At 47.8% G+C, this 15,669-nt stretch carries 13 protein-coding genes; 4 read left to right on the top strand and 9 right to left on the bottom strand.

Annotation, left to right across the window (positions count from 1 at the left end; all coding sequences use genetic code 11):
• Positions 1–25 precede the first annotated feature (25 nt).
• The 9 genes from AC0YNT_RS09040 to AC0YNT_RS09000 all read right to left on the bottom strand — a co-directional run bounded on the left by AC0YNT_RS09040 (position 26) and on the right by AC0YNT_RS09000 (position 10,170).
• Positions 26–1,912, bottom strand: coding sequence for an FtsX-like permease family protein (locus tag AC0YNT_RS09040; protein ID WP_475804269.1), 1,887 nt, complete (start codon positions 1,910–1,912; stop codon positions 26–28).
• 96 nt (positions 1,913–2,008) lie between these two features.
• The gene (locus AC0YNT_RS09035; protein WP_475804268.1) at positions 2,009–2,785 is read right to left on the bottom strand and encodes a helix-turn-helix domain-containing protein; all 777 of its coding nucleotides are present in this window, start codon (positions 2,783–2,785) and stop codon (positions 2,009–2,011) included.
• A 396-nt stretch (positions 2,786–3,181) separates the two neighbouring features.
• On the bottom strand, positions 3,182–4,078 hold the full coding sequence (locus AC0YNT_RS09030; protein ID WP_475804267.1) for a 3-hydroxyacyl-CoA dehydrogenase: 897 nt from the start codon (positions 4,076–4,078) through the stop codon (positions 3,182–3,184).
• A 110-nt stretch (positions 4,079–4,188) separates the two neighbouring features.
• Positions 4,189–4,944 carry an SDR family NAD(P)-dependent oxidoreductase gene (locus AC0YNT_RS09025; protein WP_475804266.1) on the bottom strand — a complete coding sequence of 252 codons (756 nt, stop codon included), beginning with the start codon at positions 4,942–4,944 and terminating at the stop codon, positions 4,189–4,191.
• A 69-nt stretch (positions 4,945–5,013) separates the two neighbouring features.
• Positions 5,014–5,802: an SDR family NAD(P)-dependent oxidoreductase gene (locus AC0YNT_RS09020; RefSeq protein WP_475804265.1), complete on the bottom strand. Its 789-nt coding sequence runs from the start codon at positions 5,800–5,802 to the stop codon at positions 5,014–5,016.
• Between the two features lie 292 nt (positions 5,803–6,094).
• The gene (locus AC0YNT_RS09015; RefSeq protein WP_475804264.1) at positions 6,095–6,739 is read right to left on the bottom strand and encodes a GntR family transcriptional regulator; all 645 of its coding nucleotides are present in this window, start codon (positions 6,737–6,739) and stop codon (positions 6,095–6,097) included.
• A gap of 156 nt (positions 6,740–6,895) precedes the next feature.
• Complete coding sequence (locus AC0YNT_RS09010) at positions 6,896–8,722, bottom strand: carbohydrate-binding domain-containing protein (RefSeq protein ID WP_475804263.1); 1,827 nt, start codon at positions 8,720–8,722, stop codon at positions 6,896–6,898.
• Between the two features lie 30 nt (positions 8,723–8,752).
• Complete coding sequence (locus tag AC0YNT_RS09005) at positions 8,753–9,433, bottom strand: DUF4956 domain-containing protein (protein ID WP_475804262.1); 681 nt, start codon at positions 9,431–9,433, stop codon at positions 8,753–8,755.
• Complete coding sequence (locus AC0YNT_RS09000) at positions 9,430–10,170, bottom strand: polyphosphate polymerase domain-containing protein (RefSeq protein ID WP_167281569.1); 741 nt, start codon at positions 10,168–10,170, stop codon at positions 9,430–9,432. Before AC0YNT_RS09000 ends, AC0YNT_RS09005 begins: the two co-directional genes overlap by 4 nt.
• Positions 10,171–10,361: 191 nt before the next feature.
• Between AC0YNT_RS09000 and AC0YNT_RS08995 the strand changes: the two genes are divergently transcribed.
• The 4 genes from AC0YNT_RS08995 (at position 10,362) to AC0YNT_RS08980 (ending at position 15,621) form a co-directional block, all read left to right on the top strand.
• Positions 10,362–11,039: a response regulator transcription factor gene (locus AC0YNT_RS08995; RefSeq protein ID WP_475804261.1), complete on the top strand. Its 678-nt coding sequence runs from the start codon at positions 10,362–10,364 to the stop codon at positions 11,037–11,039.
• Positions 11,039–12,328 (top strand): sensor histidine kinase, encoded by a 1,290-nt coding sequence (locus AC0YNT_RS08990; RefSeq protein WP_475804260.1) that lies wholly within the window; start codon positions 11,039–11,041, stop codon positions 12,326–12,328. Before AC0YNT_RS08995 ends, AC0YNT_RS08990 begins: the two co-directional genes overlap by 1 nt.
• Before the next feature lie 1,268 nt (positions 12,329–13,596).
• The gene (locus AC0YNT_RS08985) at positions 13,597–14,589 is read left to right on the top strand and encodes a phosphodiester glycosidase family protein (protein WP_475804259.1); all 993 of its coding nucleotides are present in this window, start codon (positions 13,597–13,599) and stop codon (positions 14,587–14,589) included.
• A gap of 18 nt (positions 14,590–14,607) precedes the next feature.
• Entirely contained in the window at positions 14,608–15,621 is a 1,014-nt protein-coding gene (locus AC0YNT_RS08980) for a glycosyltransferase (RefSeq protein ID WP_475804258.1), read from the top strand.
• Positions 15,622–15,669: the final 48 nt, after the last annotated feature.

The raw sequence follows: 15,669 nt of genomic DNA, 5'->3' as shown, positions 1-15,669 counted from the left end.
GGTAACTCCATTGTAAAACATAACGTTACGTAAGGTGCAAGCCCCATGCTGATTTTACATTCGAAATATATTTTGAACGGATAAATAGGAAGTAGACAGTCTGAATAATGATGAAGGAGCCAAGTACGGTCAGCGACGGCTTCATCATGTTGTACTGGAACATATGCTGCATGGCCGTAAGCGCGATTGCTCCATGAATGACAGCCACAACAATTGGAGCGAAGAATAATACCATCAGCTGTTTGGTCAGAATGACAGACAATTCCCGGTCAGTAAGCCCAATCTTATGAATGGCCTGGAACTTCCGTTTGTCCTCGCCAAGATCCGTATACAACCGGAAATACAAGAAGCTTCCCGCTCCAACAAAGAATACAATACCGATAAAAAATCCGACGAACAAGACAACGCCAAAAATTTGATCCTGCTTATACAGCTCATAATCGACACTCATAAACCAGTTGTCAGAGCTGCCAAGCTTGCTATCGAGCTCTTGCCCCACCTTCTTCAATGCATCATGAGATGCAGAGATGTCAAAGGCATATTGATAAATGACACTCTCCGTCTGCATCATCTGATCAAACCGCTCATCCGTCACCACATAGTAGTCCGGCCCCGCCTGAATAGCAGGCGTATCAATGGTTTGAACAGGCTTCAGCGTAAGTGCTGATTCCTTCAGCGTGACAGGTGTAAGTTCCGGCCCACCTGCTCCCATCAGGGCACTGCTGTAATGGACAATCGCTGTTTCATCTCCCTCAACATCCGCCTTTATCCCTTTAGCCGCGGCTACAAGTTCGTTAAAAGCGGATTCCGCCACGACGGGAATTTGCTTGCCTTCAGACGTTTTCACATTTTTAATCATCAGCTCATATTGGTGGTAAGGCAAACCGGCTTCCTTCAAAGCCTGCTCAATCGTCAAAGCATCCTGCTTGGACGGTTCATCATAAGAGGTATACTTCACCGCGAACGGGTTCTCATCCCGGATGACATCCGTATACATGGATTTGAAGCCGAACAACGAACCGATCGCAGAGAATGCAACCGTCGACAGGATTGCGACCATAAAGAACGTTCTCGCATTATCCTTCATTCGATAAGCAAGGTCCGAGAACAGGATAATGTTTGTTTTTCGCCAGAAGATTGAGCGGCTCTTACGGCTTTTATTGACAACATATACACTCAGCTGCGTGAACAGGAAGTATGTGCCGATAATGACCACGATCGTTACCGGTATCATCGCATAGAAGACGACCATCCCTTTTGCCAACAGAGCTGCGGTGTAGCCTCCAACAATTAAGAGCAGTGCAAACCAAGACAATAGAGCGGACGCTTTAGGCTCCGGTTTTGGCTTGTTTGAACCTTTCAGCAAATCAATAAGCGAGTTATTCCGCAGCACCGTAACCGTAAATAACGAGATAAGCAGGAATAGCGCCATAAAGGCCGATCCGGTCAGAAGAATAGCCTTGGTTGGAACATAAAACGACAGCGACTCATCAAGGCTGAGCAGCTTTTGGGACGACATAAGGATGATTTCGGCAAAGCCTACTCCAATCACAATCCCCGCCACCGTAGCGGCAAGACCAATCACGATATTTTCCATAAAAACAAGTCGTCTTAACTGCATGCTTGTCATCCCGTGCATAATGAGGATACCAAACTCCTTCTTGCGTGTCTTTAGGAATGAACCCATCGAATAAAGCACGAAGAAAAACGAGAACACATAAATAACCGATTCGGCAAATTTCATCGTAACCGATACAGTCGAATGAATATTGCCGTCAGCCAGACCTGGATGGAATGCAAACATCGAATAAACGAAGAACACCATAACCGAAAAAGCACTGCTCAGAAAATACCCCGCGTAAATTCTCCCGTTCCGAATGACGTTATTGAAAGCAAATCGCCGTAAGCTCATAAATAAGCCCTCCCAATTGATTTGTATTCATCGTAACAAAGGAGGGAAATTCGCTGCTATCGATTAACCTTACCTTTCCTTACAATATTGAAAGGTTTATCTTTTCTTCCGATAAGCCCCCGGCGACATTCCGTACCGTTCGCGGAACAAGCGGTGGAAATAAGCGTAGCTACCAAGCCCGGTCTCGGCTGCGATCTGCTCCAGCGATAAAGCGCTGTGATTAAGCAGATTAATGGCACGGCTTAACCGAAGCTGCTGAGCATATCCGATAATCGACACGCCAAAATGCGCCTTGAACAGATGCACCGCCCGCGAGATGCTGAGTCCGGTATGCTGCGCCACCTGCTGGAGCGTCAACGCCTCCGAAGCATGCTCCTCAATATATTGCCTCATGCGAAGGGCATGATAAGCAAGCGGCGACTGGTTATCCGGCACCTCTTCGATTGCCCGGTCAATCAGCATAAGCAGTGACCAGACAAGCGAGGTAATAATGTCAGGATTGCCGCCGTCGAGCCTTCTTTTCTCCAGTACAATCTGATGCCAGACGGCCTTCAGCCTCCGGTCCTCGGCGATCTTCGCAAGCGTCGGCCGCTTCTTCTGCTCCCACCATTCCAACATGCCAGGACCATCGCTAATAACGTAATAATCGAGGGAGAGATCATCCAACCCAATGCGCAGATCATAGATATCACCCGGCTTGAATAACAGCAGGTCTCCTGGGACGATTTCTCTGATGTATCCATCGACTAATGCCTCGCATATCCCTTCCACCTGAAGCCGGATAATATAGCTGTCTAATCCATTTCCAAAATAATGATGAAACGGCACCTCATGCTTCGAATACTCGCTTAAATGGACGCTTATCGCCTTCATTATGGGAGACCCTTCCTTGTCTTTTCTATATATTCAATTAGATCACTACATTGGTCACTTCAGCAAGTTGAATAAAAAAAGGAGATGCCCATGATGATCATGGCGCATCTCCTTTTTCAGAAGCCAACTTCTGACTTTAAGGCCCCCTAAGGACCTTAAAGCTTCCCTTTCCAGACCTTATCCTAGAGTTAAGGTCCTCTGGGGACCTTAACTATAGCCGGCCATCCGAATTCTGGCCTCTTTTTGCCTTTTTTACTGACTTTAAGGTCCTCAAAGGACCTTAAAGGTTCCTATTCCCTGCTTATCACTGGCGTTAAGGTCCTTTCAGGACCTTAACCATAGCCGGCCTCCGAATTTACTATCTTGGCTCAATTGTCGTGGCGGCAATCCCTGCAATCAGCTTTTGAAGTCCGGCTTCAAGAAACTCGGGTCCGGATATTTGTAGAAGCCTTCGCCCGTTGCCCGGCCAAGCTTCCCTTTGTCGATATACTCGGACTTCAGCAGCTCCGCTATTCTCTCGAACTCTGCATTTCCGGTCGCTTTAGCTTTCGCTAGACCAATGTTATAGGCCGTATTGATGCCCACCACATCAAGAATTGCAAATGGACCAAGCGGTGCGCCAGTTGCGACCATCCACGTCTTATCAATTGTCTCCACATCAGCAATTTCCCGGACGAGCAGCTTCTGAGCCGCTTCAAGCAGCGGCACGAGGAGCGAATTAAGAATATAACCCGGCTGCTCCTTCTGCAGAGGCAGAGCCACCATGCCAATTGCTTTGGCAAAAGCAACTACATCTTCGAACACCTGATTATCCGTCCCTGGATGCTTCATAATCTCTGCAGTGTTATTCTTCCAGATCTCATTGGCAAAATGCAGGGCAAGGAATTGGCCTGGGCGGCCCGTTGCTTCAGCAAATTGGCTTGGCAGCAGGGTGGACGAATTCGTCGCAAATATCGTCTTGGCAGGTGCAACCTGACTAAGCTTTTTATAAAAATCGATTTTGATCGATACGACTTCCGGAATCGCTTCAATAATGAGGTCAGCATTCGCCACAGCCTGTGCTAGGTCACTGTTGTACGTAATTCGGTCATAGGCTGCGTTAAGATCGGCCTCCGATGCCTTCAAGTCCGCCACATAATGTGATTTGAGCTCCACCATTCTTTCTTTCGCCTTCGTTAGCGCTTCATCATTTATATCGTAGACCGTTACATGAAACCCTTTGTATGCCGTCTGAAAAGCGATCTGGCTGCCCAGAACGCCACTGCCTGCTACGGTTATTTGTTTGTAGTTCATTGCCCAAGCTCCTTTGTTTAACCATTCTTTTTTAAAATCCCCTAACGAGAATAATCCATACGGTTAAAAAAAGGGCCGCTAACCTTGAAGGGCAGCGACCATAAGAGCAATTATTTGGTTTTGAAGCTGAGGAAGCCATCGTCAACTGGAATGGTCTGACCGTTAATCGCACTAGCTCCTTCGCTAAATAGGAAGGTTACGACACTTGCCACTTTCTCAGGTTCAATAAGTTTGCCGCGCATATGCAGAGCGCCGAGTGCACTTTTCATACCTTCGTCGTCACCAAGGATTGGCGTGTTAATAAAGCCAGGAGCCACACCAACAACGCGGATGCCGTAGTCGGCAAGCTCGAGCGCACCGGATTTGGACATCATAACGACGGCTGCTTTCGCCGCATTATAGTTGAAGCTGCCAAGCGCAGCCGCTGTACCGTAGATGGAAGCTGTGTTTACGATTGTACCCTGTACGTTCAGCTCGACCATTTTTTTCGCGCCATAATACATGCCGTAGTAGACGCTATGCTGATCGACGTCAATTACACGGTGGTAAGATTCCGGATCCATCTCGAGGAATGGCTTAACCAGCCCAATGCCCGCATTGTTGAAGATACCGTTTAATGTACCAAATGTCTCTACCGCAAAATCGACAAGAGCCTTCACTTCATCTCCCTTGGATACATCCACTTTGTATGCTGCAGCCTTGCCGCCTGCTGCCTCAAGTTCTGCGACAACCGATTTAGCACCATCGAGGTTATAGTCAGCAACAACAATAGCTGCCCCTTGAGCGGATAGTTGAAGAGCCGTTTGCTTGCCGATCCCGCTTGCTCCGCCTGTAATAATAATCACTTTGCCTGTTAATTCTGCCATGATGGATTTCCCCTTTGTCATGAAGTATGTGTAGGTATGAAGGAAAACAACCCGATTATTATGCCGCTATTAGGTCAGAACTGATCCGCCGTCAATGACGAATTCTTGTCCAACAATATGTGTAGAGAGGTCAGATACGAGATACATCATCACATTCGCAATTTCTTCTGCTTCTGCATAGCGGCCATCCGGTGTCGTTACAGCCATTTGCTGTCTTGCTGCTTCAGCAGCGTCCTGATTGCCTTTGCCATAGCCGCTTTCGATCGAACGCATCATTTGTGTGTTCACAACTCCAGGACATACCGCATTCACGCGGACACCATGGGGAGCTGCTTCAAAGCCAGCAGTCTTCGTCATACCAAGCACCGCATGTTTGCTTGCTCCATACGCCACCATGTCTGGTGTTGCCAAGAGACCTGCTGCAGATGCGGTGTTAACAATCGCGCCGCTCTTCTGAGCGATCATATAAGGAAGGACATGTTTAAGTCCAAGGAATACGCCACGTACGTTAATCGCCATCAGGCTGTCAAATACTTCTGTTGGATAGTCAACCAGAGGAACGACTTTGCCTTCCCAGCCGGCATTGTTAAGGAAAATATCTATTTTGCCGTAAGTCTTAATCGTTTGCTCTACATACGCTTTGATGTCTTCTTCTTTCGTTACATCCGCTTTTATAAATACGGCATCACCACCGTTTGCTTGTACTTGCTTAACCGTCTCGTTCCCTGCTTCTTCAGATAGATCAACGACTGCCACCTTAGCGCCATTGCCAGCAAGAGCGAGCGATGCTGCACGGCCAATACCTCCGCCGGCACCCGTTACGACCGCTACTTTATTCGTGAAATCAAAACTTTGCATCTAAGATCAACTCCTAAAAAGAATTATCACCTAAACAGCCAGATTCAGGCTGTTCGTGGCTTGCTTCGAAAGCTTACGCTTAAAGAATTAGCATCTAAACAACCAGATTATAGTTGTTCGTGGTGATTCTTACCTCGTAAGCATGTGCTTAAAGAATTAGCACCTAAACAGCTAGAATCCGAGCTGTTCGTGGTGATTCTTGTTTGCTTACAAACCTATCTTAACAGATCACTTTGTCGATTGTCGACAATTTAACCTAAAAAGCTCTTCCATTAACACCAATTCCCGTTTTTTATTTAATCCCTACCATTAGAAACTCATAAATGGCTGCTTGCGCTTTTTCATATTCCGAAGCCAGGATGGATGAAGCAAATACTTGAAAAGGCGTGTGGAATTCCTTGATCTTGCTCTCACTCCATCTTACTTCAACAAACACGTTCAGAATGAGACTAGCTTTCTCATAGAACTTCGCAAGTGCCATGTTATCCGCTACAAACACAACATGCCTAAGCAGACGCTCTGCTTTTCGCTCATAATCCCGAACATCGCCCTGCTCGCATGCCGCATCAGCATCTGCTGCAAATGTCATTAGCATGTCCTTATATTCCGGCGTCCATCTGTGCTGCCCATATTGAACGGCTACACGAAGAAGCTCTGCCATTAAGGTGTTATAATCAACGATCTCCTGCTGGGTGAAAGGCTTCACAATTGTGCCACGTCTTGGAAGCCGCTCCACAATACCTTCGACCTGCAGCAAATAAAGCGCCTCCCGTACGGGCGCCCGGCTCGTATTCAGCTCTTTGGCAATTTCCTCTTCGACGATCTTATCTCCCGCATTCAGCTCACGAGCAATAATTTTCTTCAAAATATGTCGGTATATTTGCTGAGGCAAAGACTCCCCAAATGAAGAATCGGATAGGTCAAATGTGTTGAACATGCTTCGTCTCCCTGTTTATCAAATCAAGCTCTTCTCTTAGTTATCCCAAATTAAGCCGGCAAAATCAATAAGAAACCAGAACAGTGAAATATAAATCAGCATCTCAATCAGTCATCTCAATAGAAAGAGGCGTCCATTTGGACGCCTCTTTCTTGCTTATTGTGTTATTGTAGAGTCAGCATCTGCTGATGCTTCCGGTGGTGCGGCGCCATCTGGAGGTGCTGCTCCATCTGGCATAGTGCCGTCCATTCCACGACCACCTCCGCCGCCCATTCCGCGGCCGCCACGGCCGCCACCCATACCGCCGCCGCCGAAGCCGCTTTGTGCTTCCGTTACCCCGGATTCATTCACCCAAGTGATAAGCGATTCTGCTGTGAAAGATACTACCTTCGTTCCTCCACTGTATTCACCATCTGCATAAAGACCATTTGTTGCTGTTCCCGTCGATTGACCGCCAGAATACAGCGTGTACGCGGTGCTTTTTGCCATATCCGGTGTGCTGATATAGACCGCCTGGAAACTCTTTGTTGGTGCAAATGTCGCAATCGATTTACCGGATTCATCTTCCAGATGAACCAGTGTACCACCCTGCTGCGTCTGCGGGAACGTCATCAGAACGCCAGCTTGTGTCGAGCTGTCCGATGCCGCTTGTACCATACCGGAGCTTCCCGCTGCTACAAGAGTGCCGCCCGTCATATTGAAGGTGCCGTCGTAATCAAGTGAGCCATTGCCATTTTCCGTCGGGCCGTTTACAAAGACTGATCCGCCTGACATCACAATCGAACCATTCGCATCTAATCCGTCACCAGTTGCATCGACCGATAAAGTACCGCCGCTAATGGTCAGCAGACCTTGAGATGCCGATCCACCTTCCTGACCTCCGCCGCCGCCAGGAGCCGCTCCTTCTCCTCCGGATCCATCAACACCAGTCGCTGCATTTACACCGTCATCGCTTGATACGACTTTAATGTCTCCACCTGCAATTGTAATATCTGTCGCTTCGATCCCTTCATTACTTTCCGTAATATCAATCGTACCGCCTGCGATCAGCATCGCCGTTTCTGCATGAATGCCGTCATCACCGGCAGCGATTGTAAAGTCACCAGCCGAGATGGACAAGCCGCCCGTGCTGTGCAGTGCATCCTCACCAGACTTAATGTTATAAGTGCCGCCTTGCAGCACGATAATGCCTTCTTCGCCTTCGGTATCATTCGTTGTCTTAATGCCATGACCAGCTGCATCCAGCGTGAACGATCCGTCCTTCACGGCAACCAGATCACGTCCCATAACCGCATCGTCCGCTGCTTGAATATCAAATGTACCGCCTGTAATTTTCAGCCTATCCTTACTTGCGATCCCGTTATTGTAGTTGCCTTCTACGATCAGCTTGCCGGTACCGTTAATCGTCATATCATCTTTGCTGAAAATAGCTGCATTCGGCTCATCTGTCGAATCATCCGGGAACACATAAGTATCTCCGTCAGTTACAACGTTGTTCGTACCTTCAGGCAAGGACAAAATCAGCTTGCCCGCTTCTTCTACATAGATTGGCGAGCTCTTGCTGTAATGAATCTCCGCTCCATTCAAAACAAGTCTAACCGTTCCTTTGTCCGCTACATTAACTACGATCTGGCCTTCATCCAGCTTGCCGCTGGCCACATAGGTTCCGGCTGCCGCAATCGTCACGATACCGTCCTTCACTTCAGCTCCCGAGCCTTCGACCGTTGCACTGGTGCCGCTTAGCTTAATTGTCGTTACATCGGCTGCGCTCCAATCCGTATAAGCGTCATCCTCGTCATATTCAACGGTATCGTCTAGTTCGAAGCTGGCTGTTTGAACAGCCGCTGCCGTTTCACTTGTATTCGTCGTTCCTGTACTGCCTGTTGTATTTGTTGCTGCATTCGAATTGTTGTTGCATGCCGACAGTGCTGCCGCGCATAATAAAATGAAAGCAAGCTTACTTAATTTTTTCTTATTATTCATGGTTATCTTCCTTTCTATTGTTGGTAGGATCTAGGCTTCTACTACCGTAGGGGTCATCGTTAAGGAAATATCGAGATTTCCGTTTCTGCATCGTATTGCATCAAGCAATTCCTTCTGATTCGTAGAAGGGTCAATGGTGACAGCATAGACAAGCTCGTACAAGCTGCCCAGCTCGGTAGTTCTTACTTTTCTAAGCTCATACTGCACGTTAAAGATGTTAAACACTTCAGCAAATGCTTCTTCGTAGCTGAGGTTTTCCGGAATCGTTACTTTGAGCAGCTTCTGCGTTGAGGATTTGGATCCGAACTTCACTGCTTTAAGCAGGAACATCAAGAGACAGAGAATGATTGTGAACAGAACCGCATATCCGTAAGCTCCAACGCCGCAGGCGAGGCCAGATGCCATTGTGAACAGGACGAAAGCAATGTCCTTCGGATCTCCAGGCGCGCTTCGGAACCGAATAATTGAGAAGGCACCCGCCAAGCTGAATGCTCGTGCGATATTACTGCCGATTAATAGAATGATAATCGCAACGATCGTTGGGAGAACAATCATGGTTAAGGCAAAGCTTTGGGTATAGACGGTTTGTGTTTTCATATACGTAAAGCTGATCATCGCACCAAGTGCAAAAGATAATAAAAGCGTAAGTATAGCATCACTAAACGATAATTCGGTGACGGTTGCGGTGGTTGAAAAGAGTGAATCGATCATAATAAGAGGCGCTCCTTTATTCGTTCTTCATTTCTTATGTTCATTCGGTATTCATTACCGTATTTCGAGAAGCCTGTCCGGAACATTCCGAGCTCGGACAGCAGCTGGGCCAGCCAGACAGGAACGGTCTTCTCGGCTTTCACTTCCATCAGCCATTGACCCTGTGCCATGATCAAGTCTCCATGGTCACCAGCCTCCAGCTTGAGATCATATCTTCTCGACCGGATATTCGTATCGAAGGTAATCCTCAAATCCCGGTTGTTTTTGCAAAACATTGCAATCCGGTCGTATGTGAGATATACCGCTGGCTCAAGCTTATAGCGGCCAAGGAAGTATTTGATCTCCTGAATGACCTGCTTGTTCATGTATGGTGCAAGCTCAGGCTCGACTCCGGTTCGGACAAACTCATAGGCCTCTTCCAGCTTAAGTCCTGTTCTCCGTTTGTTGACGATGCCGAATACTTTCTTCTTCAGCTCCAGGTACACCTTGGCATCCGACTTTGGCACGCCGTAAGCTCTGAGTCTGAGCTTCTCCCGATACTTTGGCTTCGACAAGCTGTTTCTTATAATCGAATGCTGATCGGTATCGAAGTAAAGATTGCTGATGGAGTAGAATTGATCGTTCTTGTTGTATTCATCGAGCTCCATATATTGAAGCAATCGGTTATAAATCTCGTGAAACGATTGAGTGTCCATCAAATACTTGCTTTCATATCGGTTGAATACTTCAATGGCCATCTTCTTGAGGCTCCTTTCATGTGGCCAGCTTGCCGCCTGCTCATGACTGTATCTTAGAGTGGGAACCTTTAATGAATCTTAAATGTTTTGTAAAGTTATTTCAGGTACGTTTGTCCGAGTTAAGATTGATTAAAGGTTCTCTTCCTATAATAAGTTTGCGAGGGTAGCAATAACGAAAAGAGGAATGCTCCATGCGAATACTAATAGTAGAAGACGAAGTGAATCTGGCAGATGCCTTATCTCAAATTTTGAAAAAGAATAATTACTCCGTAGACGTCGTTCATGACGGCCAATCGGGACTCGATAATGCCTTATGCGGCATCTATGATCTCCTGCTGCTCGATATCATGCTTCCGGAGATGGACGGAATTACGGTACTGAAGAAGATTCGGAATGAAGGAATCGCAACACCCGTTATTCTGCTGACAGCCAAGGGAGAGGTTAATGATAAAATTACCGGGCTCGATTATGGAGCTGATGATTATATCTCCAAACCTTTCTCAACTGGCGAGCTGCTTGCCCGCATAAGAGCGGCCTTAAGAAGAAGAGGCGAGGTTGTTCCCGAGGATGGACTTAAGTTCGGCGATATTGAGCTGAATACAGCTAATCTGAAGCTTATGTGCAAGGGGAAAGAGCTGAAAGTCATTTTAAAGGAGAGCGAACTGATGGAGCTGCTTGTTCTGCGGAAAACGGCAGTGACGTCCAAAGAGCAGATTATTGAGAAGCTGTGGGGCTATGATTCGGATGTGGAGCATAATAACGTGGAAGTCTACATCTCTTTCTTACGCAAAAAGCTCGTGTTCCTGCAATCCTCGGTGAAGATTAATACCATTCGAGGCGTTGGTTATGTACTGGAGGCGACCACCTGATGTTTAATCGGCTGCGCAACCGATTTTTGATTGTGAATATGGTCATCATCAGCTTTATTATGATTCTGGCCTTTATTACGATTTATACGATTACTTATCAGAACAACCGTAAGACCATTAATGATGATCTCATGCAAGTGTCGGAGTTTTATCGTAAACAGGATGGTCCTGATGGCGGTAAGTACGGCGGCAGTCATGGCGGCGGCCATGGGGATATGATATCACCCGAAGGCAGTATGAAAGGCGGTCCCCCGCCCGAGCGATCCGTATCCTTCGCGCTTGAAGCGGATAGTGATTGGAATATTACAAAGACGGATTCCCGCTTCGATATGGACAGCGACTTCTACGCACTTGCGATCAAAGCCGCTTCTACAGATAATTCCGATCAAGGTGAGTTCAACCTGGACGGTAACCGTTGGGCTTTTGACAAGCAGGCTACTCTTAATGGATATTCCGTTGTATTCCTTGACGTCACGAATCAGCATCAATTCCTGATGACGCTCTTATACACTTTCCTTGTGGTAGGATTTATTATGCTCATTGTGATCTACTTCACGAGCCGATATTTTGCGAACCGCTCCATCGCTCCGGTCAAGGAAGCTTTCGATAAGCAGCAGCGGTTTATCGCCGACGCTTCTCATGAGCTGCGAACGCCGCTCGCCGTCATTAATACGAATGCGGATGTCCTTTTATCTAATAACGATGATCTCATCCGCAATCAGGAGAAGTGGCTGCATCATATCAAATCGGAGACAGAGCGAATGAAAACACTGACGAGCGACCTGCTGTACTTGACTCAAATGGATGATGCACGGGACAATGTCATCTTCGCGCCATTCAACTTAAGTGAAGCGGTGGAAAGCGTCATTCTTACGCTTGAAGCGGTTATTTTCGAGAAGGATATTGTACTCAGCTATGATATCTCATCCGACTTATCCATTAACGGCAACGTGGAACAGATGAAGCAGGTGGCACTGATCCTGCTTGATAACGCCATCAAGTACACCAATACGAAGGGTACAATTGATCTAACGCTGAAGAAGCAGGGTCATGATATTATGCTGACAGTCACCAACTCCGGAGAAGGCATACCAGCCGAGCATCTGGGCAAAATATTCGACCGCTTCTACCGCGCGGACGCTTCCCGCTCCCGTAAAAACGGCGGCTACGGCCTTGGTCTCGCCATCGCGAAAGCAATCGTGGAGCAGCATAAAGGCAAGATCCACGCCAAAAGCGTGCCAAACGAAGCAACCTCATTCTACGTCCAGCTGCCAGCTGAACGCAGCTAAGCAAATAGTTAAGCGGTCATGTGGGTGATAAACCTGCATGACCGCTTTTTTTTGCGTCTGGGTGCGCTGATCCAAATGCATAACTACTTTACATTTTTCCGATCCATTTAACCACCGCCATGACGCGTCCACGTTGGATTTCCTCCAACCTAAGCCAGCTCGATTGCAGACTGCTGCTAGCTACGTTGGATTCCATACAGTAACTTTCGCCAGAATGAGCTTCTTCCTACCAAATGAACTCATTACGCTGGAAGATATCCAATATAGCTTTAGCTACTCGCCCTAGTGCACCATTATGCTGTACGAAATCCAATGTAGGCGGGCGGGGCTGTTTCTAGTAACTAGTTATGCCGTTATCACCGTCCATGCGTTGGATTTCCTCCAACCTAAGTCAGCTCGATTGCAGACTGCTGCTAGCTACGTTGGATTCCATACAGTAACTTTCGCCAGAATGAGCTTCTTCCCACCAAATGAATTCATTACGTTGGAAGATATCCAATGTAGCTTTAGCTACTCGCCCTAGGTGCACCATTATGCTGTACGAAATCCAACGTAGGCGGCGTATGAGGCTGCTTCTTAGTAACCAGTTAAGCCGCCATGACGCGTCCATGTTGGATTTCCTCCAACCTAAGTTAACTCGATTGCAGACCGCTGCTAGCTATGTTGGATTCCATACAGTAACTTTCGCCAGAATGAGCTTCGTTCGACCAAATGAGCTCATAACGCTGGATGATATCCAATGTAGCTTCAGCTACTCAGCCTAGCGCACCATTATGCTGTACGAAATCCAACGTAGGTGGGGAACAGGGCTGTCTTATACTCCCGATTGTGATTGTGATTGTGATTGTGATATTGCGGCGTACCGGGGTTCGCTAGAACCCTGAAGTTAGTTAGTTAGTTAGTTCATCCCTGTTCCCACCCGCACAAATAGGAAGGAGGATCCGTTTGGATCCTCCTTTTTGTCACACGGGGAAGTTGGTGGTTTGAAGGGAGCTAGGGTATCCCCTGAGGAGCGCAGCGTTCGCCTTTGCCTGGCAGGGAATATCCGCTATGCGGATTCCAATCCAGATTCCCTGCCAGGCAACAGCGACCGAAGGGGATACCCCAGCCCCTCAAACACCATCCACTCCCCTCCCTCAAATAAAAAAGGAGGATCCAATAAGAGTCCTCCTCCCCGCATTTGCACGTCCCACCCTCCCATTTAAGATTGGCTAAAGGTTGCCGATCTAAGATTACTCCATAACACAAGGCTAGCGCCTATTAAAGGAGTGATCATTATTATCCGAACCAGCAAAAAAACCAAAATCATCACCATCATAGTTGTCATCCTGCTTATTATTTCAGCCATTCTCTATAAGCTGGCCGATCGTTATTTGATCGAGCATGTAGAGGTGAAGGTTACACCTACGATTACGCAGAGCTCGAGTTCTAATTCCAGTTCAAGCTCAGGCTCAAATTCAAGTTCCAGCAGCGGAACATCAACCACCACCCCATCCTCGGATGCCGAATACGATGACTGGAACTATAAGGATGATAACCAGACGATCAGCATCAAAAAGGTGGAGACCGGCTCTGGCTCGGATCTGATCACCTACTATGTCGCCGATGTCACCTTTAACAGCACAACCAACCTGCATACCGCTTTCGCCAAAGACTCTTTTGGCACCAACATTATTCAGAACACGTCGACAATCGCGGCCAATCATAGTGCGATCTTCGCCATTAACGGCGACTACTACGGCTTCCGCGAGGATGGCGTCGTCATCCGCAATGGTACGGTGTATCGGGATGAACCAGCAAGGATTGGTCTCGCCATGTTTAACGATGGCACGATGAAGTCTTACGACGAAGAGGAGACCTCTACGGATGATCTGCTCGCTCAAGGTGTAACCAATGCCTTCTCCTTCGGGCCAGCTCTGGTTACAGACGGCGAAATCGCCGGTGATTTCAGCCATGTCGAGATCGACAAAAACTTCGGCAACCGTTCAATCCAAGCATCTAATCCACGGACAGGCATCGGAATGATCTCAGCGAACCACTACCTGTTCGTCATCGTCGACGGACGGAGCTCGGGCTACAGCCGTGGTATGACACTGACGGAATTCGCTGATTTGTTCAAGGAGCTGGGAGCAACTGAAGCTTACAATCTGGATGGCGGCGGCTCGTCTACGATGTATTTCATGGGCCGCGTTGTTAATAGTCCGCTTGGCAAGGGTCAAGAACGTGGTGTCAGCGATATTATCTATATCCCTCAATCCTAAGACATGGAGGTAAATTATTTGACTATACTTATCCCCTCCTACGAGCCGGATGAAAGGCTGCTAGCGCTCATTCATGATCTAAAAGAAGAGGCCGGCGATGCCCCTATCCTGATCGTAGATGACGGCAGTGGCGAGGATTATCGCGGGATCTTCAAATCCGCAGAACAAGCCGGTTGTACGGTACTCACGCATGCCAGCAATCGAGGTAAGGGCAGTGCGCTTAAGACAGGCTTCGATTATGTAAGGCAGCACGGTGATGCAGACGGTGTTGTTTGTGCCGACAGTGATGGGCAGCATCTTCCGGAGGATATCTTTCGAATATCGGATGCCGTTCGCAAGAACCGCAATCATATTGTATTAGGAAGCAGACAATTCACAGGTAAGGTACCGCTGCGCAGCCGCTTCGGCAATTCGGCAACCCGAATGGTCTATGCGCTCGCGACCGGCAAACCTATTCAAGATACGCAGACCGGCCTTCGGGGGTATTCCTCCGATATGCTGGACTGGCTGTGCGAGGTGCCAGGTGACCGGTTCGAATATGAAATAAACATGCTGCTGGAAGCGCCTAAGGCCGGCTATGATTTTATAGAGGTGCCGATCGAGACGATCTATTTGGAGGATAACAAATCCTCCCACTTCCGCCCGCTTACTGATTCGGCCAGAATCTATTTTCCGTTGCTGAAGTTCGTGACCTCATCAGGCTTCTCAGCTATTCTCGATTTTGTTCTGCTGTTCCTGCTGCAGTGGCTGACCTCAAACCTGCTCGTATCAGTGATGGGAGCAAGGCTGGTCAGCTCGATCTTCAACTTCTCGATGAACCGCCGTTTTGTATTTACGGAAGGACAAGGGATTGCGATCAAGAAGTCGCTCCCCCGCTACTTCTCCCTTGTTGTCGTAATTATGATATCGAACTATGCCCTTTTATATCTGTTCCATGAGAGCATCGGCATCCCGTTATTCGTGGCCAAACTGATGACCGAAGTGTTCCTATTCGCCTTCAGTTATATGGTGCAGCGAAAGTTTGTTTATTAGAGTAAAAAATAAGCACCCGGCATGATTAATGCCGGGTGCTTTCACATC

This window comes from Paenibacillus sp. J22R56, assembly GCF_056269375.1.
The sequence above is the reverse complement of the archived record's forward strand: the minus strand, read 5'-3'. Positions and strand labels throughout refer to the sequence as shown.

Excerpts from the sequence above, each read along its gene's own strand:
- AC0YNT_RS09040 (WP_475804269.1), bottom strand. The coding sequence starts at position 1,912 with ATGAGCTTACGGCGATTTGCTTTCAATAACGTCATTCGGAACGGGAGA.
- AC0YNT_RS09035 (WP_475804268.1), bottom strand. The coding sequence starts at position 2,785 with ATGAAGGCGATAAGCGTCCATTTAAGCGAGTATTCGAAGCATGAGGTG.
- AC0YNT_RS09030 (WP_475804267.1), bottom strand. The coding sequence starts at position 4,078 with ATGAACTACAAACAAATAACCGTAGCAGGCAGTGGCGTTCTGGGCAGC.
- AC0YNT_RS09025 (WP_475804266.1), bottom strand. The coding sequence starts at position 4,944 with ATGGCAGAATTAACAGGCAAAGTGATTATTATTACAGGCGGAGCAAGC.
- AC0YNT_RS09020 (WP_475804265.1), bottom strand. The coding sequence starts at position 5,802 with ATGCAAAGTTTTGATTTCACGAATAAAGTAGCGGTCGTAACGGGTGCC.
- AC0YNT_RS09015 (WP_475804264.1), bottom strand. The coding sequence starts at position 6,739 with ATGTTCAACACATTTGACCTATCCGATTCTTCATTTGGGGAGTCTTTG.
- AC0YNT_RS09010 (WP_475804263.1), bottom strand. The coding sequence starts at position 8,722 with ATGAATAATAAGAAAAAATTAAGTAAGCTTGCTTTCATTTTATTATGC.
- AC0YNT_RS09005 (WP_475804262.1), bottom strand. The coding sequence starts at position 9,433 with ATGATCGATTCACTCTTTTCAACCACCGCAACCGTCACCGAATTATCG.
- AC0YNT_RS09000 (WP_167281569.1), bottom strand. The coding sequence starts at position 10,170 with ATGGCCATTGAAGTATTCAACCGATATGAAAGCAAGTATTTGATGGAC.
- AC0YNT_RS08995 (WP_475804261.1), top strand. The coding sequence starts at position 10,362 with ATGCGAATACTAATAGTAGAAGACGAAGTGAATCTGGCAGATGCCTTA.
- AC0YNT_RS08990 (WP_475804260.1), top strand. The coding sequence starts at position 11,039 with ATGTTTAATCGGCTGCGCAACCGATTTTTGATTGTGAATATGGTCATC.